The following is a 20,089-nucleotide window of genomic DNA, read 5'->3' on the forward strand; positions in this document are numbered from 1 at the left end:
ATGAACATTATTATAACCATCGCCGCTACGGCTTTAATAGTACTTTATGCAGGTTTGTTTAAGGCAAAAAAAGCCTTGCTACCCTTAACTTTAATTGGTTTATTGGTTGCATTGGGTTTCGTGGCTTGCTCATGGAACAATCCAACAACGTATTACGGAATGATGCGAATGGATAATTTCGCCTTAGCATTTTCAGCCATAGCTATAATTGGTACTTTCTTTATATTTCTATTAACTCAAAATTATTTTGCCGAAGGAAGTGATAACATAGCAGAGTATTTTACGTTGATTTTGTTTGCCCTATCGGGAATGATTATCATGGTTTCTTACCAAAATATGTCGATGTTATTTATTGGCTTAGAAATCATGTCGGTAAGTTTGTATATACTAGCGGGAATACGAAAATTGAATTTTGCATCAAATGAAGCTTCTTTAAAATACTTTTTAATGGGTGCTTTTTCTACAGGATTTTTGTTATTCGGTATTACCTTAATTTATGGAGCAACAGGTTCTTTTGATATTGCAACTGTTCAGAATTACTTAGTAAATAATGTAAAATCAATTTCGCCATTATTTTATCCAGGTGTTATTTTAATGATGATTGGTTTATGCTTTAAAGTTGGAGCAGCACCTTTCCATTTCTGGGTTCCAGATGTATATGAAGGTTCACCATCATTAATTACCACATTCATGTCAACAGTTGTTAAAACAGCTGGTTTTGCTGCTTTTTTAAGATTATTCGCCGGAGCATTCCAACCATTACACGATTTTTGGATGCCGGCATTAATGGTTATCACTATTATTACTTTATTCATAGGGAATATTACAGCGCTTTACCAAAAGAACTTTAAACGCATGCTGACGTATTCGAGTGTATCACATGCAGGTTATATGTTATTTTCTTTAATCGTGTTAACTGCTAACTCTGCAAATAATGTACTAGTGTATGCTGCAGCTTATACATTTGCAACAATTATCGCCTTTGCAATTTTGATTTTGGTGAAACAAAAAACAGGTAATGATAACTTCGAAAACTTTAATGGTTTAGGTAAAAAAAACCCGTTAACAGCTTTCGCATTGACAATTGCAATGCTTTCTTTAGCAGGTATTCCATTAACTGCAGGCTTTATTGGAAAATATGTTATGTTTTTAAATGTGATGGAAAATTATCAAACCGTTTTAGTAGTTATTGCTATTCTAAACGCATTGATAGGATTCTATTATTATTTTAAAGTTATCATATCAATGTGGTTTAAAGATGGTTCAGATACCGTTTTAGATACTCCATTACAATATAAAATAGTATTAGCGTTGTCGGTAATAGTTACCTTATTTTTAGGGGTTTATCCATCTCTTATTTTAAATTTGATATAGCCTAATGATATAGATTATTATTTGTAGTTTTACGAATAATTCAACTATGCAAGAATTCTGGAATTCACTACAGCATTTTATTGATCCCGAAAAATTACTTAAAGAGGGTGGTTTCTATGTTGTTTTGTTTGTGATTTTTGCTGAAACCGGTTTGTTCTTCGGTTTCTTTTTACCAGGCGATTATCTTTTGTTTTTAGCAGGCATGTTTGTTGCAACCGGCAGGTTGGATGTAAATATTTATGTTCTTGTACTGGGTTTGTGCATTGCGGCTATTTCTGGAAATTTTACAGGATATTGGTTTGGAAGAAAAACAGGGCCATTATTGTACAAAAGAAAAGATAGTATTTTTTTTAAGAAAAAATATCTTTTAGCAGCAGAACGATATTACAGAAAACAAGGTGCCTTTGCTTTAATAATGGGTAGATTTGTGCCAATTGTTAGAACGTTTGCTCCTATTTTTGCAGGAGTAGTAAAATTAGAACTTAAAAAATTTGCATTTTATAATATTGTAGGTGCAATATTATGGATAGCATCCTTAACTTTGCTTGGGTATTTTTTAGGCAGAAGATTTGCCCAACAAATTGAAGAATATTTGGTTTATATAATAATAGGTTTCATTGTAATTACCACTATACCATTGGTTATCACATTTGTGAAAAAACAGGTAAATAAGAGTGAAGACGAAGATGAAACGGAGATTGAAGAAGAAGAAAAAAAATGAGTAAAGAAGATCATCATCCATGGCATAGCGTTTCTCCTGGAGAGAACCTACCAGCTGTAGTAAATGCAATAATTGAAATCCCTAAAGGTTCAAAAGCAAAATACGAAATAGATAAAGAATCTAATCTGATTAAATTAGATAGAGTTCTTTTTTCATCTGTTATGTATCCAGCAAATTATGGCTTTATCCCACAAACATATTGTGATGATAATGACCCATTGGATATTTTAGTTTTATGTTCGGTAGATGTTTACCCAATGACAATTATTGAAGCTAAAGTTATTGGTGTAATGCATATGGTTGATAATGGAGAGCAAGATGATAAAATTATTGCTGTAGCAAAAAACGATATGTCTGTAAATTACATCAACGATCTACACGAATTGCCACCACATACCATGAAAGAAATTGTAAAATTCTTTCAAGATTACAAAGCATTAGAAGAGAAAAAGGTAACTATTGAACACTTGCTTGGTGTACGCTATGCACATAAGGTGATACAAGAAAGCATAGAGCTTTACGATAAGAAATTTAGAAATATATAATGGGCTGGGATTTATTCTGGACTTTCTTTTTAGTTGCACTTAACGGATTTTTTGTAGCCGCTGAATTTGCTATTGTAAAAGTTCGAGGTTCTCAAATTGAAATCAAAGCAAAAACTGGTAGTCGTGTAGGTAAAATTGCAAAGCATATTATCCACAATTTAGATGGGTTTTTGGCAGCAACACAATTGGGGATTACCTTGGCTTCGCTTGGTTTAGGTTGGGTAGGTGAACGTGTAATGCATGAAATTATTCATGATGGACTAATTAAGTTTGGAATAAGCGAATCTGTAATTAATTCGGCATCCACTATTATAGCATTTTCGATCATTACAATTATGCATATTGTTTTTGGAGAATTAGCGCCGAAATCGATTGCAATACAAAGACCAGTTGCTACTACATTGTTTATTGCATTACCATTAAGGGCATTTTATTTTGTTGGCCGACCAGTAATTTGGCTGTTGAATGGATTTGCTTCTCTTGTTTTGAAATTATTTGGAATTAATTCTGCGGGTGGTCACGAATCATTGCACAGCAATGAAGAACTTCAATATCTGCTAGACCAAGGTAAGGAAAGCGGTGCCTTAGAAGATAACGAGCATGAATTAATTAAAAATGTATTCGATTTCAACGAGCGTGTGGTTAAAAATATCATGGTGCCTCGAACAAAAATTTCTGGTATAGAACTTAATACCTCAAAGGAAGAAGTGGTGCAGACCATTATTGGTGAAGGATATTCTCGTATGCCAGTTTACGATGATATTATTGATAAAATTATCGGTATTGTACATGCAAAAGATGTATTGCCACTTTTAGCAGGTAAAAAACAATGGGCATTAGCAGATATTATCAGAAAACCATATTTCGTACCTGAAACAAAAAAAATTAACGATTTGCTAAGTGAATTACAGCAAAAACGTATTCAAATTGCAATTGTAATTGATGAGTTTGGCGGTACAGCCGGTATGGTTACTTTAGAGGATATTGTAGAAGAAATTGTTGGAGAAATTCAGGATGAATACGATGAAGAAAAACCAACGGTAGAAAAAATTTCAGATACAGAATTTGTCATTAATGCGTATGCTACAGTATACGATGTGAATGAACATTTGCCTCATGATTTACCAGAAGATGAAGATTTTGACACTGTAGGAGGATTAGTTTCGCATGCTTTTGGTAAAATTCCTGAAGTAGGTGATAGTGAAGAATGCTATGGCTATTTATTTACCATTTTAAAGAAAACTGAACAGAATATCGAAACCATAAAACTTGAGCTTGTAATTAATAAAAGCGATATGGTAGATACGCATTAAAAACCCAAACTAATGCATGTTTTTTATACACCTGACATTACTTCAAATCATTATACACTAAACGAAGAGGAAAGTAGGCATTGCAGTAAAGTGCTTCGTTTGACTAGCGGCGATATCATTCATTTAATTGATGGAAAGGGCGGTTTGTACGAAGCTGAGATTACTGGGATGAACAAAAAAAATGTTCAACTGACTGTAATTAACAAACAAACAGAATTTGGCAAACGAAATCATTTTTTACACATTGCTATTGCGCCGACAAAAAACATTGACCGCTTGGAGTGGTTTTTAGAAAAAGCTACAGAAATAGGCATTGATGAAATAACACCAATCATTTGCGATCGTTCCGAACGTAAAATTGTAAAAGAAGAAAGATTAGAAAAAGTGATAACTTCCGCTGTAAAGCAATCCTTAACTGCTTATCATCCTAAACTAAATACAGCTACTTCTTTTGCAGAATTTATGAAACAAAATGTTAGTGGAGAAAAGTTCATTGCACATTGTATTGAAGGAGATAAGCCATTTATCAATCACCTTACTCAAGCAAATCAATCGTATTTAATTTTAATAGGCCCTGAGGGAGATTTTACTCAAACCGAAGTCGATATCGCTTTGCAAAATGGCTATAAAGCAGTAACTTTAGGTAACACCCGATTAAGAACTGAAACTGCTGCCTTAGCAGCTTGTTTTGAGGCTAATTATATCAATAGATGAAGTTGATTTACGATTTGAGATTTACGATCTACGATTTTGCGATACAAAAGCATAGGCATTTCGCTATAATCTTAAGTCTCTTAACGTTAATTCTTAGTAGTAGTAGTTTTACAGCCCCGACTTATAAAATGGGTAAGTTAAAGTATAATGGTGGTGGAGATTGGTATGGGAATAGAACTGCTTTGCCTAACCTTATTGATTTTTGTAATAAAAATTTAAAAACTAATTTTTCTCCCGATGAAGGAATTGTAGAGGTTGGAAGTGCCGAATTATATAATTTTCCTTTTGTGTATATGACTGGGCATGGTAATGTGATTTTTAATAATCAAGAAGCGGCTAATTTGAGGAAGTACTTAATTGGTGGTGGATTTTTGCATATCGATGATAATTATGGATTAGATAAGTTTATCAGACCTGAGATGAAAAAAGTGTTTCCAGAACTGAGTTTTGTAGAATTGCCAGCTAATCACAAAATTTACAATCAAAAATTTAAATTCCCGGCTGGTTTACCAAAAATACACGAACACGATGGCAAAAGACCACAAGGATTTGCACTAATTTGGAAAGGACGAGTGGTTTGTTATTATACGTATGAATGCGACTTAGGCAATGGTTGGGAAGATTTTGGAACATATCCGACAGACACACAAGAAAGTCGTAATAAGGCGCTTAAAATGGGCGCTAACTTAATTCAGTATGCTTTAACACAATAAAAATGTATCAAATAAAAGTAAACGATAAATATAACTTTGATATAATAGCTGATCATGACCAGTTAAAGGTTAATAATGAAACGATAGCATTAGATCGACTTGCACTAAACTCTAATTCTGCTCATGTCTTATTTAAAAATAAATCCTATACTGTTGAAGTTGTAGAATTGAATAAGGATGAAAAAACAGTTGTAATTAAAGTAAATAATAATAGTTACACACTAACCATAAAGGATCAATTCGATCAATTGTTAAAGCAATTGGGAATGGATAATTTGGTAGTAAATAAAATACAGCAAATTAAGGCTCCAATGCCTGGCTTAGTTTTGAGTGTTTTGGTAACTGAAGGGACTGAAGTAAAAAAAGGAGATAACCTTTTAGTACTTGAGGCAATGAAAATGGAAAATATGATTAAATCACCAACAGATGGTGTAATTAAGAAAATAGAAATTAAACAAGGAGATAAAGTAGAGAAGAATGAAATACTAATTAGTTTTCATTAAAAAGAAAAGGGGAGTAATTTGCTCCCCTTTTCTTTTTAAATTTTTATCTATTTGCCCTTAACCTTAAATTGAGGTTTACCAACAGATTTTATTTCTGATGAACCTAACATGGTCATCGCACAACGGAAGCCAATATCGGCTGTTGATTCGTCTTCTTGTAAATATCGTCTAGCTGCAGGGTTTAACCACTGTGCTTGGTCGTCCCAAGAGCCACCTTTGTAAACTCTAGATTTATTATTCACCAAAGTAGATACACCATACAAAGAGCTTTCTTCATCTCTGTAACCACGTTGATCAGGGTTATAAGTTCCAGTTCCTGTACTTCCAGCAGCCTTACCCGCTTGTAATTCAGCCCAAGTCTGTTTAACACCAGAATTAGCATTTACCATTTGTGGCTTACCATATTTATCTTGTTTAAGTTTTCCATTAATTGGATCCCTATCTTTATTTTGATATTGGTTACCTCTAAATGCATTTAAAGCATCTGCTTGTTCAAAAGTTGAAGCACGATAAATATCGCGTGTCCACTCATTTACATTGCCGGCCATGTTATATAATCCAAAATCATTTGGCTCGTAGCTTCTAACATCTTGTGTAAATGCAGCTTTATCATTTAATGATCCCCCAACACCCATATAATCGCCTTTTCCTCTTTTAAAGTTAGCTAAAATTAAGCCTCTTGTACTTTTCTTAGCAGACGTAATTCCTAAACCGTTCCATGGGTATATTTTCCTCTCGCCAATGTTTTCGTATTGTGTATTTCCAATTAATCCTAATGCGGCATATTCCCACTCTAATTCTGATGGTAATCTAAAAGGTTGTAAAATCACTCCGTCTTCCAATCTTACATTTCTTGTCGCACTAGGTGCACCCCTTCCAGTTGTTGCAGCAGTTCCGTTAGCTGTTGCGGCAGGATTAAGATCGGCTTTTGCTTTTGGCCCTTTATCATCATATTGACCATTCAAATAAATTTCTGTATTGAATGGAGTTGTTGGTCTTGCAGCTGCTGGTGTAGCTGTAGCGTTTCTGCCAGTAGCTGTTCCATTTACTGTAGCGAACGAACTCATAAAGCCTTTATCTCTTAATAATTTTTCATTCACCATATCTGTTCTCCAAGCACAATACCTTTCGGCTTGTAAAGCGCTAACACCAACAACAGGATAATTCTGATAAGCTGGATGTCTTAAATAATTATTTACATAAGGCTCATTGAAAGATAGCGGTCTGCGCCAAACTAAAGTGTCTGGTAATTCTTCATAATAATATTGAGCATCAGTTGGATAACTACGTTTAATCCAGTTTAAATATTCTAGCCAGTTCGTGTTCGAAACTTCAGTTTCATCCATGTAGAATGAACTTACACTAACCTCTCTTTTATAATTATAGTTGCTTAAATCTTGTCCTGGAATATCAACAGCACTACCTCCCATAATAAATACACCACCTTCTATCTCAACTAAACCAGTTCCTGCAGGACCTCGCTTGTATTTGCTTGCAACTTCAAAACCGCCATTCTCCTTTTTATTATAGGCATAACCAGTTTTGCTCGAAACATCTTTCGTCGAATTCTTATTACAAGAAGTAAAAATTGTAATACTAAATAAGAATATAAATAATTGTAAATATGTTTTTTTCATAATTGTGCCTATATAACACCTAGCTGATAAAATTACACAAAAAAAGAGCGATCTGCCAAAAAAATATTTTTTAATTTATTGTCAGTTTGCCGACTTAATACCTGTTTTCTCACTCATAATTGACTAAATGATAGTTTGAAACGTAATCGCTCTTTGTTTAGTATAGTTTCTATTCTTTATTAAAAAAGCTTCTCCTTATTCTCATACCTTTTTCTTTTAATATACGTTGTATGATTTAACAAGAAATCAAGAGAATGAAGGTGTTATTACTTTGAAATTAGTAAACACTATGTTAACTTGCATACCTGTTATATGTCTATATTTAACTAATGAATCTGAAGTACTTTAGCGCAGCAGCCTTAGGCATGTTTTCTTTAGCGATGTTTTGTGGTGGCGAGCTATTTGCGCAGGTTGTACAACCAGGTACTCAAACAAATGGTAGTCAATCCAATAATATTAATACAGCAGTTCCATTTTTACTAATTACTCCAGATGCTAGAGCTGGCAGTATGGGTGAAGCAGGTGTGGCAACACAACCAGATGCGAATGCAATGAGTATTAATCCTGCTAAGTTGGCTTTTTTAGATAAACCTTATGGCTTTTCGGCATCTTATAGCCCATGGTTAAAAAACTTAGTGCCTGACATTAATTTAGCTTACCTAAGTGGTTTTTACAAAGTAGATGATAGAAATACAATAGGTGGTGCGTTACGTTATTTTTCATTAGGACAAATTCAACTTACAGATGCAAATCAGCAGGATTTAGGAATTTATAGTCCTAATGAATTTTCTTTTGATGCAACCTTTTCAAGAAGATTTGGGAATGAATTTTCATTAGGAACTACAGCTAGATTTATTTATTCGAATTTAACATCTGGTCAATTTTCTGCTGGGCAACAAACTAAAGCTGGTACAGCATTCGCACTAGATGTATCTGCATATTACAGAAAACAAACCATAGTATTAGGCAAAGATGCTGTAGTTGCTGCTGGAGCTAATTTTTCTAACATTGGCACAAAAATAGGTTATGTAGATGGTGGTGATAAATATTTTTTGCCAACCAATATGAAATTAGGAGGGGCTACTACGTTGATTATTGATGATTATAGTCAATTTACATTTGCCTTAGATTTTAATAAATTGATGGTTCCAACTCAGCCAATAAGAGATTCTAATGGGAATATAATATCAGGGAAAGACCCAAATCGTTCTGTGCCTGCTGGAATTTTTGGTTCATTTAGTGATGCACCAGGTGGATTTAGTGAAGAATTAAAAGAGGTTAGCATAGCTACTGGTGTAGAATATTGGTACAATCAACAATTTGCATTAAGAGCTGGATATTTTTACGAAGCTCCAGAAAAAGGAGATCGTCGTTATTTTACAGTTGGTGCTGGTTTAAAATACAATATTTTTAATATAGATTTTTCTTATTTATTGGCTGATCCACAAAAAAGTCCATTAGCTAATACATTGAGATTTAGCTTACTATTTAATTTTGGGGATACAAAATAATGAAAATTAAAGTAGGGTTCGGGTTTGATGTACACCAGTTAAAAAATAATCATCCATTTATAGTTGGTGGAGTAAACCTAGAACATCACAGAGGCGCTTTTGGTCATTCTGATGCAGATGTTTTATTGCATGCCATTTGCGATGCACTTTTAGGCGCTGCTAATTTAAGGGATATCGGTTTTCATTTTAAGAATACAGATCCTAAATGGAAAGGAATAAGTAGTGTTATTTTATTAAAAGAAACGGTAAAATTACTTATTGAAAAAGGATATGAAATTGGGAATATAGATGCAATGCTATGTCTAGAAGCACCTAAAATAAATCCTCACATTCCACAAATGCAAGAAAATATCGCGGCTGCAATTGGAATGTCGGTAGAAGATATTTCCATTAAAGCCACTACAAATGAACAAATGGGTTTTATTGGACGAGAAGAAGGAGTAGTTGCGTATGCAGTTTGCCTGATTCAGAAAAACTAAAAAAGCCGATCATCACTTACGCAATCATCGGCTTTAAGAAATTAACAAATCCTCTATTCTTCTAAATAACCAAATTTACCTTCGTTGTAATCGGCTATTGCTTGTTGTATTTCTTCAGGTTTATTCATCAAAAATGGACCATAAGATGCAATTGGTTCATTAATTGGTTCGCCGCTTAATACAAGAATTACACTGTTTTCTAATGCTTCTATCTCAATCGCTTCCCCTTCATTTTCAAAGTGAACCATTTGGTCTGTTTTTGCATTTTCTGAACCATTCACTTTCACATTTCCTTCAATGATTACAAAACCCGTATTAAAATTTGCGGGAAAATTGAAGTTAACTTTTCCTTGTTTGTTTAAGCGAACATTGTACATTTCTATCGGACTAAAAGTAGAGACACTTCCTTTTGTTCCTTCATAGTCGCCAGCAATTACTTCAATTACACCTGCACTATCTGGTAAATTAAATTTTTGTACTTCGCTGTGTTTAACACCTTGATATTTTGGTGTGCTCATTTTATCCTTAGCGGGAAGATTTACCCAAAGTTGAACCATTTGAAATGGTCCACCTTTTTTGCTAAAGTTCTCTTCGTGATATTCTTTGTGTAAAATACCACTTGCTGCAGTCATCCATTGAATATCACCTGGATAAATTACACCACTATTACCAGCGCTATCGTGGTGAGCAACTGCCCCATGATAAGCAATAGTTACCGTTTCAAATCCACGATGTGGGTGAACCCCAACTCCACGAGGTTCATTACGAGCAGAAAATTCAATCTTCGCATTGTAGTCGAGCATAAAAAACGGGCTCATGTTCAATTTATATCCGCTAGGAAAGAAATTGTGTACCCTAAAACCATCGCCAACCATATGTGGTGCAGGTGGATTTAATATTGCTGCAACTTTTTTTACATTTGCTTCCATTGTATTCCTCTTTCTTATTTAAAAATTAAGCTTGTTTTACAAACTGTAATTCTCCTAAAATTCTTACTTCTTCACTTACCATTACTCCACCAGTTTCTAAAGCAGCATTCCATGTTAAGCCAAAATCGTTACGATTAATTTTTCCGCTCAATGTAAAACCTGCTTTTGTATTTCCCCATGGATCGGTTGCAATGCCACCAAACTCTGCTGTTAATTTAACCGATTTGGTCACATCTTTAACCGTTAAATCACCTTTAAGGATATAATCATCACCATCTTTTTCTACTGAAGTTGATTTGAATTCGATGTTTGCATATTTTTCAGCATCAAAGAAATCTGCACTTTTTAAGTGATTATCACGATCTATATTACCAGTATCTATAGAGCTAATATCACCTTTAAAAGAGATGTCAGCATTTGTGAAATCATCATCATTTGAAGTTAATTCTGCAGAGAAAGATTTTAAATTACCTGTAACTGTAGTAATCATTAAATGCTTTACTTTAAATTGTAATTCGCTGTGGGTTGGATCTAATGTCCATTTAGTAGTTGCCATAATTTTATTTTTTAATGTCCTTTTAAATTGATAACACAAAATTAAGACAAGCTGTTTCTCTAAACATTGATGTATGGTAAGAAATCGATTCAACAGTCATTACCTCATTATGGGGTAGTTGGTTAATGAACAAAGTGAACCAATGAATGATTGATAGTTACCTAAAATGTTTTTTGGCCAAATCTTTACGTACTCTGCTTAAAGATTCTGGAGTGATGCCTAAATAAGAAGCAATCATCCATTGTGGTACGCGTAAAGTAAGGTTTGGATAGAGTTTAATAAAGTCTAAATATCTTTCTTCCGCAGTTGCGGATAATAACATATTTAACCTTTTTTGCATAAAGCGGATGGAATTATGGAGCATTAAGATGTTAAGCTCTAATATTTCAGGAACAATATTTTTGATGGCAGGAAAGAAATCTTTTTTAACAATGAGTACTTCTGTATCTTCAATGGCATCAATATAAAAGAAAGCAGGCTCATTAAAGACAAAAGTATCTCTATCAGATAGCATCCAATCTTCGGGTGCAAACTGAATAATGTGTTCCTTGCCTTTTTCGTCTATTGAGAAATAACGTAATAAACCACTATTTACAAAATAAGACTCAGACTTTAAATCTCCAGGACTTAAAAGGATTTGACCTTTTTTAATAGTTTTGGTTTTTAAACAACTTACAGCTTCTATTGCCTGTTCTTCTGTAATGGTTAATCTTTTTTGCAGATAAGCTGCGAACTTGCCTAACATTGCTATTTAGTTTTGGGTTCAGGAATGTTATCGAAATTTGCAGCACATTTGCCACATCCTGAAGCACAACCACTATTTTTTGGAGAAACAGAACGATAAATCATTCGGCCAACATAAAATAATGCGCCAGCAAAAATGATAATCATTAAGATGAATTGAATATCCATACTGCAAATTTACGATTTATTAATTAGGAGCATTCAGATTAGTGTCAAAATTCTAGTCAGCATTTTAGGAATTAAGAAAAATAAAGATTCCTTAAATGTCTTTAATTCATAATGTTAAAGGGTTCCATCAACCCGACTGTACCACCAACCCAATCGAAATCTGCATTGTAGCGAACACCAATCATTTTTCCTCTACTTAGTCTTCCTAAATTAATGCAAAGTTGAGGCTCTTCGCCTTCTGGCCATAAATACATCATTCTTATTTCGGCTTTTACACCTCCATCAGGCGCTTGAATAACTGGTTCGTAAACTACTTTTCGTTGCAAAATCCAATTTTCAGGATCTTTAATGGCTTTTATATCTGCTTCAGTTACGTCTATAATTACGCCCATTCCAGCAAAGCTGAATAATGGTTTTAACACGTAATTTTCTAAATCCATTGGGATAGTTTCTAAGGTATTTAAAAAATTCGTTTCTGGAACAAATTCACTTTTTAAAAAAGGCATAGTGTATTTGCTAATGCGATAAAACCAATTTGGATGTGTTATCCACTCTATGTCTAATTCTTCCCTAGGATCGAAACTGTTTTTAAAAATGTCAGTATTTTCTGCAATCTCATCAAAAATTAAGCGATTATAAATACGTTTTAATTGAATTTTTTGTCCTTTTTCTTCGTAGAATAATTGCTTGCCTTCTTTGTAAACTTCTTCTAATGCTAAGATTTTAATGCCTAAATGTTTAGCGGTCACAAAAAAATCAATAGCGGTTTTTTGATTAGGCGCATCTACATCCATCAACGCAACTTCATGCGGAGCATAATTTCCTATAATTACTTTTTTAAATAGTTCGAAATAGGAAGTTTCGTTCAAACCTTTAAAATATGGACTAAGCTTCTCATCTAAATTAAAAACTTCTTTGTAAGTGTGAGCCAAATGCGATTGAAACCCATATAATGATGGAAAACCTTGCATTTCTATTAACATTGGGGTAACTTCTCCCTTTTCATTTTTACATAATCCGTAATCGAAGGTTAAAAAATGAGGATGCGAAGTTTCATTCGGTACATTCCACTGTTGTGGAATTGCATTTTGAGTTAGGTCTTTAAAGTTATCTTGTTTAATGAGTGAAATAATTTCTTCGCCAGAGGCAATTAGCTTTTCTTTTAATGCCTGAGGAATAAAAATAGGAGTTCTCCGCAACTCTAAATGGGATAGGAGGAAAACCTTCTTCTAGTTTTTTGAGTAATTGACTGTATTTTTGTTCAGTAAAATTAGCATTAAATTGTTGACGATATTTTTCAATCATGGTAATGAATTAAATTAATTTACCATTAAACTTCCTGTAAAGTATCAATAGCTTGAGTTAAAAAATTAGGCAAAATTACACTTTGAGTTAATGTAATTCTATCTGGATCATCAAGGCTATTTAGCATATCATAATATTTATCTTCTCCATGATTTTCTATAATCGCTGTTTTCTTTTCATCCTGAAGCAAATACATTTTCATCCCAATTGGATCTGCCTCAGGGTGGAATTGAGTGCCAATAATTTCGTCAGAAAAACGGATAGCCATAATACAACGTTCTAAATTAACATGTGGGCGTTCTTTCTCTAATGCTAAAATTGATGCTCCTTTTGCAGCAAAATCTGCTAAGTTTGGCTGTACTACTTGCCAATCGCGATTATCAACCGAGTAAAATGGGTTATGAAGTCCATTAAAAACAACTTCTTCTTTTCCACCTTCAGTAAGACTTATCGGAAAAATGCCAAAAGAATTTGATTTTCTTCTAGTCACACTTCCTAATCCATATTTTCTACAAGCCAATTGAAAAGAATGACAAATTAGAAAAACATGTTTTTTATGCTCGTTTTTTACATTAAAATTTTCAATCTGATCTAATAAGGTGAAAAAATCGTTCTCCCATTTTTCTCCTTCTCCATCAAACGGACTTCCAGGGCCCCCACTAGATATATAGATGTCGTATGTTGTATCTGGTATTTCTCCTTTTTGCCTCAAATCAAAAAGATCATAGGTCAAATTTAGTTGTGTTTCTTTGCGGTAACTTTGTAAAAGTTCCTGTATCCCCCTCATCCCCTGGTTCGGGAAGCCATTATTCATATCAATAACGGCTACCTTAATCTTATTTTTCTCACTCATTATCCTGCACCTATTAATGTTTGGGTAGTAATGTAATCTACCACCGATTTCAAAGCTACCAGTTTTCTCATAAACTGCAAGCTGTCGATCTGCTCCAGTACCATTTGCTAGTATTTTATGTACATAGTTGATTTCATTTCTACTACCTAAATCATCAACTACATCATCAATAAAATCTAATAGTTCTAAAATTAAATTACGGCAATTTACTTCCATTTCCTTGCCAAAATCAATTAAATTTCCATCAATACCATAACGAGCAGCCCTCCACTTGTTTTCATTAATTAATGCCCTAGAATAACTAATGAACTCCATATTTTGTAAACGTAACTTATACAGCTTTGCGCATAAAGCTTGAAATAAAGCTGTAAAAGCCATCGTTTCATCAATTAACATAGGACAGTCGCAAATGCGGAATTCTACAGTATCAAAGAATGGATGCACGCGAATATCCCACCAAATTTTCTTGGCGTTATCCATGCAATTCGTCTTAATTAATAATTTTACATAGTTATCGTAATCTTCTATGCTATTAAAAATATCAGGTATTCCAGTGCGAGGAAACTTATCGAAAACCTTTGTTCTAAATGATTTGTAACCAGTATTTCTGCTTTCCCAGAAAGGAGAATTTGTTGAAAGTGCGAAAACGTGTGGCAAAAAATAACGCACTTGATTTGCAATATGTATAGCTAACTCACGTGATTGGAAACCTACATGCACATGCAAACCAAAAATTAAATTAGATCGGGCGGCTTCTTGAAGTTCATTTACAATTTCACTATAACGTGGATGTTCAGTGATCAATTGTTTTTCCCAATGGGAGAATGGATGTGTTCCGGCTGCACCAATGCGTAAACCTTGTTCTCCAGCTAGTTGAGAAACCGTATACCGCAATTGAGAGATTTCTTTTCTAGCCTGATCAGTATTATGGCAAATTCCTGTGCCAACCTCAACCACGGCTTGGTGCATTTCTGCTTTAACCTGATCTTTATGTATTTTTTGGGCAGATTCTACAATTTTTTGGTCGTGTGAAGTTAATTCTCGGGTAACGGGATCAACTACCATGTATTCTTCTTCTATGCCGAGCGTAAATTCATTCATCATTTTAATTCCCTCTTTTAATTCCCTATTTTTTTGCTGCTGGAGCTTTTTTAGCTTTTGATGCCGCAACTTTAGCAGGTGCCTTAGGTTTTGCTGCAGCTTTTGGTTTTGCAATGGCTGCTTTCACTTTACCAATTAACGGTATACTTGCGGCAGATGTTTTTACATACTCGCCCCATGTTAAATTATCCTGACCAAATTTTTGCTCTTTAGCTTTTTCAATCGCATAGGTTGCTGCGGTTTCCACTACCCATTCGAAATTTTCTGCACCCACACTTTCTACACCAGCATCTGGAGCAGGATTACAAAAATCAATTGCTATCGGAATACCATTTCTAACTGCAAATTCAACTGTGTTAAAATCATAACCTAAGTATTTGTTTAATTTAAGCGTATACTCTTCAATGGTTTTTAACAGCTTTGCACTTGGTTTGGGGCCATCAATCACATAACGTAAATGATGTGGATTACGTGGCTCATATTGCATAATGCGTACATATTTTCCACCAATGCAATAACACCTATAGTATTCTTCAAACATAATTTCTTCTTGCAACATCATTACCGTTTGCTTGGTTTGACTGTGTTTGTCAAAAAAATCTTCTTTATCGTGAAGTTTATAAACCTCTTTCCATCCACCACCATCAAATGGCTTCATGTATGCTGGAAAACCTGTATACTCGAAAATAGCATCCCAATCCATTGGCATGGTTAAATTTTCAAATGATTTTTCAGTAGTATCATCAGGATGTTCTCTTGATGGAATTAAAGCAGTTTTCGGAACAGGGACACCAATATTTTCTGCCAATGCATTATTAAAAAACTTCTCGTCAGCACTCCACCAAAACGGATTATTAATTACTGCAGTTCCTCCCATTGCAGCATTTTTTAAATATGCACGGTAAAAAGGCACATCCTGAGAAATACGATCAATAATTACTGCATATTCAGGCTCTTCTGCCTGAAATACTTTACTAATTTTTACAAATTCAGCAGTAATTCCTTTTTCGCCCTTTTGATTTACTCTATCCACAAAAGCTTGCGGAAATGATCTTTCCTGTCCAAATAAAATCCCTATTTTCTTCATATAATTGATGTTTTAGTGGTCTACTTTAATTTATAATTGAGCTATATAATCTGGAAACATTTGTCGCCAAGTTGGCCAATCGTGATCTGCATTTTGTCTTATATCTAACCAATGATTAATTCCCTTTTGATGTAAAATCCCCGATAATCTTTCATTGTCACCTTTGCACATATCACGATCGGATGTTCCTAAAACAATTTTCATGTGCCAAAGTTCTTGGTTCATGTCGTTTGGTAAAAAATCTACAGGATTGTTAAAATAAGCATCATCGTTATAAAAACCATCTAATTGGCCAGTAATATCAAAAGCGCCACTCATGCTAAACATATGGCTTACTGTCCAAGGGTGACGAAACGCAAAATTTGCAGCATGATAACCTCCAAAACTACAACCAGCAGTAATCACTTTGTGGTGACCAGTTTCGTCTTTTGCTAAAGGAACCAATTCTTCCAATAAAAATTTATCGTACCAAATGTGGTTTTTAATCCGATCTGCGGGATGAATGCCTTTGTTATACCAGCTTAATTTATCAATCCCATCTGGGCAATAAATTTTTATTTTACCATCATCAACGAAATTCTGAACGGAATCAATTAATTTAAAGTCTTTGTTTTCGTAATAGCTTCCCATACTCGTGGGAAAAAGCAGAATTGGGTATCCACTATGACCAAATATGAGCGTTTCTATATCTCTGCTGAGGCTCGGGCTGTACCATTTTTTTAACTCTTCTTTCATGGTAAATTAAATTAGATACCTTAAGGTAGAAAAATATAGGCCAAACACAAAAAAATAAAGCTATTAATTCCTATAAATCTAGCCCTTATGTAAAAAATGTATCTGCTTAACCGATTTTTTAACAAGATGTGTACATTTGCACCAGATTAGTGAGAAAGCTATTATTGACTATGTACACCACATTAACATTGCCTACTGTTATCAAAACCATTCATCAGATAAAATCTGTTTTTTTAAAGAAAGAAATTGAAATAGAAATTTTCAGTCCCGATAATTTATTGGGAAATGAACGTGTTAATCTGTTGCTAATAAACGATGGGCAAGATTTAGCTCAAATGGATATGGAGAACACTTTAAATTCTTTATATGAAAAATGGAAGATTGAACCAACAGTTGTTGTAGGAATCAAGGCGTCAGCAGATAGATTACTAGAATACGGAGTTGCTGGCAAACCCGATTTTAAAAAAAGAGGTTCAAAAGCGCAAGGATATACAGATTTTATTATTAAAGAATTGTTGCCGTTTATACAAAGTGAAGTTGATGTTACGATTAACGGTAAGCGTGCTTTCGCTGGATTTTCTTTAGGCGGGTTAACTGCTTTTGATATTGCTTGGAACAATGATAATTATTTTGATGCAGTTGGTGTTTTCTCTGGTTCTTTTTGGTGGAGGAAAAAAGATTTAAATGCTGGTTATACAGATGATGATCGCATTTTACATCAACTAATTCGCGATACAAAAACTAATCCTGCTTTAAAGTTTTGGTTAATGACGGGTACAAACGATGAAACCGCCGATCGTAACCATAACTTTATTATCGATTCTATTGATGACACGATTGATGTAGTTAAAGAATTGATGAAAAAAGGTTATCAAAGACCTAATGATATCTTTTATTTTGAAATGGTAGGTGGAAAACACGATGTGCCAACTTGGGGCAAAGCCATGCCGAAGTTTTTAGAATGGGCTTTTGGTGAAAAAGGGAACTAAGAATTTCAAAAATTCTACAAGCTATTGATTTTCAAAATTTAACGAGAGGAAATATTTAATACGGAGATTTTAAATCCTGATTAACTCCTTAAAATTTCAATAAAAAAGCTTATCTTTGCGCCAAATTTATAGGCGCATTTTATGCAAAAGATTAGAAATATAGCTATTATAGCACACGTTGACCACGGTAAAACTACATTGGTTGATAAGATTTTACATTCTTGTTCTGTTTTTCGTGATAACGAGCAAAAAGGAGAATTGATATTAGACAACAACGATTTAGAGCGTGAACGTGGGATCACTATCGTATCTAAAAACGTTTCTGTACAATACAAAGACGTAAAAATTAACATCATTGATACTCCTGGTCACGCGGATTTTGGCGGTGAGGTTGAGCGTGTATTAAAAATGGCTGATGGTGTATTGTTATTATGTGATGCTTTTGAAGGTGCAATGCCTCAAACGCGTTTCGTAACACAAAAAGCTTTGGCTTTAGGTTTAAAACCAATTGTAGTTGTAAACAAAGTTGATAAAGAAAACTGTAGGCCAGAAGAGGTTTACGAGCAAATTTTTGAATTATTCTTCAACTTAGAAGCTACTGAAGATCAATTAGATTTTCCTGTAATCTACGGTTCATCTAAACAAGGTTGGATGAGTACGGATTGGAAAGTGCCAACTACAGATATTTTTGCGCTAATGGATGCTGTTGTTGCTAATATTCCAGCTCCACCAATGTTAGAAGGTACTTTGCAAATGCAAATTACATCATTAGATTATTCATCTTTTGTTGGTCGTATTGCAATTGGGCGTGTACACCGTGGTACAATTAAAGAAAACCAACCTATTACGTTAATTAAACGTGATGGTAAATTGGTTAAATCTAGAGTGAAAGAATTGTACACTTTTGAAGGTTTAGGTAAAATTAGAACTACGGAAGTTAGTTCTGGAGATATTTGTGCTGTTGTAGGTATTGATGGTTTTGATATCGGTGATACTATTGCTGATTTTGAGGCACCAGAGCAATTACCAGTAATTAGCATCGATGAGCCAACAATGAACATGTTGTTCACCATTAATAACTCACCTTTCTTTGGTAAAGAAGGTAAATTAGTTACTTCTCAACGTATAAAAGATCGTTTGATGAAAGAAATGGAGAAAAATCTAGCTCTTAAGGTTGTTGAAACTCAAGGTGCAGATTCGTGGTTGGTTTACGGTCGCGGTATTCTCCATTTATCAGTATTAATCGAAACGATGCGTCGCGAAGGTTATGAGTTACAGGTTGGACAGCCACAGGTTATCGTTAAAGAAATTGACGGTAAAAAATGTGAGCCAATTGAAACTTTAATTGTAGACGTACCTGGTGATGTTGCTGGTAAGGTAATCGAATTAGTAACTCAACGTAAAGGTGAGTTGTTAATCATGGAGCCAAAAGGCGATTTACAACACTTAGAATTCGAAATCCCAGCTCGTGGTATTATCGGTTTGCGTAACAACGTATTAACTGCAACTGCTGGCGAGGCGATTATGGCACACCGTTTTAAAGCTTACGAGCCTTGGAAAGGTACAATTCCTGGTCGTTTAAATGGTGTATTAATTTCTATGGATAAAGGTATGACTACTGCTTATTCTATCGATAAATTACAAGATAGAGGCCGTTTCTTTGTAGATCCAGGAGTTGATATTTATGAAGGTCAAATTTTAGGAGAGCACATTCGCGATAACGATTTGGTGATTAACATTGTTAAAGGAAAAGCATTAACTAACATGCGTGCTTCTGGTACTGATGATAATACGCGTATCGCTCCAGCTATTAAATTCTCTTTAGAAGAATGTATGGAGTACATTCAAGCTGATGAATATATTGAAGTAACACCTCAAAGTATTCGTTTACGTAAAATTTTCTTAACAGAACAGCTACGTAAAGCAAACGGAAGTAAAAATTAATCTGTTAAAGACTAAAAATAATAAAGCCTGTAAGCGAAAGTTTACAGGCTTTTCTTTTTTGAACTGCATAAACTCTTGTTTTGTCATCAGAGTTTCAAAACTTATAGCTCTAAAGTAAAAATCATAATATGATGATAATTATATAGTTATAGCTATTTACTTTTGTAT

At 34.1% G+C, this 20,089-nt stretch carries 20 protein-coding genes; 11 read left to right on the forward strand and 9 right to left on the reverse strand.

Features of this window, described 5'->3' with window-relative positions; translation table 11 throughout:
• The 7 genes from ACHMWN_RS06305 to ACHMWN_RS06335 all read left to right on the forward strand — a co-directional run bounded on the left by ACHMWN_RS06305 (window position 1) and on the right by ACHMWN_RS06335 (window position 5,883).
• Window positions 1-1,374, forward strand: coding sequence for an NADH-quinone oxidoreductase subunit N (locus tag ACHMWN_RS06305; RefSeq protein ID WP_397298636.1), 1,374 nt, complete (start codon window positions 1-3; stop codon window positions 1,372-1,374).
• 46 nt (window positions 1,375-1,420) lie between these two features.
• Window positions 1,421-2,095: a DedA family protein gene (locus ACHMWN_RS06310; RefSeq protein ID WP_397298638.1), complete on the forward strand. Its 675-nt coding sequence runs from the start codon at window positions 1,421-1,423 to the stop codon at window positions 2,093-2,095.
• Window positions 2,092-2,640: an inorganic diphosphatase gene (locus ACHMWN_RS06315; RefSeq protein ID WP_173273264.1), complete on the forward strand. Its 549-nt coding sequence runs from the start codon at window positions 2,092-2,094 to the stop codon at window positions 2,638-2,640. Before ACHMWN_RS06310 ends, ACHMWN_RS06315 begins: the two co-directional genes overlap by 4 nt.
• Window positions 2,640-3,953 carry a hemolysin family protein gene (locus ACHMWN_RS06320; protein ID WP_397298640.1) on the forward strand — a complete coding sequence of 438 codons (1,314 nt, stop codon included), beginning with the start codon at window positions 2,640-2,642 and terminating at the stop codon, window positions 3,951-3,953. The genes ACHMWN_RS06315 and ACHMWN_RS06320 overlap by 1 nt, the downstream gene beginning before the upstream one ends.
• Window positions 3,954-3,965: 12 nt before the next feature.
• Window positions 3,966-4,667, forward strand: a complete 702-nt coding sequence (locus tag ACHMWN_RS06325; protein WP_397298642.1) for a 16S rRNA (uracil(1498)-N(3))-methyltransferase — start codon at window positions 3,966-3,968, stop codon at window positions 4,665-4,667.
• Between the two features lie 128 nt (window positions 4,668-4,795).
• Entirely contained in the window at window positions 4,796-5,380 is a 585-nt protein-coding gene (locus tag ACHMWN_RS06330; protein ID WP_397298644.1) for a DUF4159 domain-containing protein, read from the forward strand.
• Between the two features lie 2 nt (window positions 5,381-5,382).
• Window positions 5,383-5,883 (forward strand): biotin/lipoyl-containing protein, encoded by a 501-nt coding sequence (locus ACHMWN_RS06335; protein ID WP_397298646.1) that lies wholly within the window; start codon window positions 5,383-5,385, stop codon window positions 5,881-5,883.
• Window positions 5,884-5,930: 47 nt separating this feature from the next.
• Here ACHMWN_RS06335 and ACHMWN_RS06340 read toward each other — a convergent pair whose 3' ends face one another.
• On the reverse strand, window positions 5,931-7,520 hold the full coding sequence (locus ACHMWN_RS06340; RefSeq protein WP_397298647.1) for an SUMF1/EgtB/PvdO family nonheme iron enzyme: 1,590 nt from the start codon (window positions 7,518-7,520) through the stop codon (window positions 5,931-5,933).
• Window positions 7,521-7,849: 329 nt separating this feature from the next.
• On the opposite strand from ACHMWN_RS06340, the gene porV reads away from it, so the two are divergent.
• Together porV and ispF are read left to right on the forward strand one after the other, a co-directional pair.
• Entirely contained in the window at window positions 7,850-9,031 is a 1,182-nt protein-coding gene (gene porV / locus ACHMWN_RS06345) for a type IX secretion system outer membrane channel protein PorV (RefSeq protein WP_397298651.1), read from the forward strand.
• Complete coding sequence (ispF, locus tag ACHMWN_RS06350; RefSeq protein WP_397298654.1) at window positions 9,031-9,510, forward strand: 2-C-methyl-D-erythritol 2,4-cyclodiphosphate synthase; 480 nt, start codon at window positions 9,031-9,033, stop codon at window positions 9,508-9,510. Before porV ends, ispF begins: the two co-directional genes overlap by 1 nt.
• Window positions 9,511-9,563: 53 nt before the next feature.
• On the opposite strand, the gene ACHMWN_RS06355 is transcribed toward ispF, so the two are convergent.
• From ACHMWN_RS06355 to ACHMWN_RS06390, 8 genes are all read right to left on the reverse strand, one after another.
• On the reverse strand, window positions 9,564-10,439 hold the full coding sequence (locus ACHMWN_RS06355) for a pirin family protein (protein ID WP_397298656.1): 876 nt from the start codon (window positions 10,437-10,439) through the stop codon (window positions 9,564-9,566).
• 25 nt (window positions 10,440-10,464) lie between these two features.
• The gene (locus tag ACHMWN_RS06360; RefSeq protein ID WP_397298658.1) at window positions 10,465-10,995 is read right to left on the reverse strand and encodes a YceI family protein; all 531 of its coding nucleotides are present in this window, start codon (window positions 10,993-10,995) and stop codon (window positions 10,465-10,467) included.
• Window positions 10,996-11,152: 157 nt separating this feature from the next.
• Window positions 11,153-11,740: a Crp/Fnr family transcriptional regulator gene (locus ACHMWN_RS06365; RefSeq protein WP_397298660.1), complete on the reverse strand. Its 588-nt coding sequence runs from the start codon at window positions 11,738-11,740 to the stop codon at window positions 11,153-11,155.
• Between the two features lie 2 nt (window positions 11,741-11,742).
• Entirely contained in the window at window positions 11,743-11,907 is a 165-nt protein-coding gene (locus tag ACHMWN_RS06370; RefSeq protein ID WP_397298663.1) for a FeoB-associated Cys-rich membrane protein, read from the reverse strand.
• A 101-nt stretch (window positions 11,908-12,008) separates the two neighbouring features.
• The gene (locus ACHMWN_RS06375) at window positions 12,009-13,106 is read right to left on the reverse strand and encodes a hypothetical protein (protein ID WP_397298666.1); all 1,098 of its coding nucleotides are present in this window, start codon (window positions 13,104-13,106) and stop codon (window positions 12,009-12,011) included.
• 131 nt (window positions 13,107-13,237) lie between these two features.
• Window positions 13,238-15,169, reverse strand: coding sequence for a carboxylate-amine ligase (locus tag ACHMWN_RS06380; protein ID WP_397298668.1), 1,932 nt, complete (start codon window positions 15,167-15,169; stop codon window positions 13,238-13,240).
• Between the two features lie 22 nt (window positions 15,170-15,191).
• Window positions 15,192-16,253: a RimK family alpha-L-glutamate ligase gene (locus ACHMWN_RS06385; RefSeq protein ID WP_397298670.1), complete on the reverse strand. Its 1,062-nt coding sequence runs from the start codon at window positions 16,251-16,253 to the stop codon at window positions 15,192-15,194.
• A gap of 30 nt (window positions 16,254-16,283) precedes the next feature.
• Complete coding sequence (locus tag ACHMWN_RS06390) at window positions 16,284-16,988, reverse strand: esterase family protein (protein ID WP_397298673.1); 705 nt, start codon at window positions 16,986-16,988, stop codon at window positions 16,284-16,286.
• Window positions 16,989-17,137: 149 nt separating this feature from the next.
• On the opposite strand from ACHMWN_RS06390, the gene ACHMWN_RS06395 reads away from it, so the two are divergent.
• Window positions 17,138-17,977: an alpha/beta hydrolase gene (locus ACHMWN_RS06395; RefSeq protein ID WP_397298674.1), complete on the forward strand. Its 840-nt coding sequence runs from the start codon at window positions 17,138-17,140 to the stop codon at window positions 17,975-17,977.
• Between the two features lie 141 nt (window positions 17,978-18,118).
• Window positions 18,119-19,921 carry a translational GTPase TypA gene (typA, locus tag ACHMWN_RS06400; RefSeq protein WP_397298677.1) on the forward strand — a complete coding sequence of 601 codons (1,803 nt, stop codon included), beginning with the start codon at window positions 18,119-18,121 and terminating at the stop codon, window positions 19,919-19,921.
• The last annotated feature ends 168 nt before the right edge of the window (window positions 19,922-20,089 follow it).

It is taken from the genome of Pedobacter sp. UC225_61, from assembly GCF_044452285.1.
In the GTDB taxonomy this organism is placed as follows: domain Bacteria; phylum Bacteroidota; class Bacteroidia; order Sphingobacteriales; family Sphingobacteriaceae; genus Pedobacter.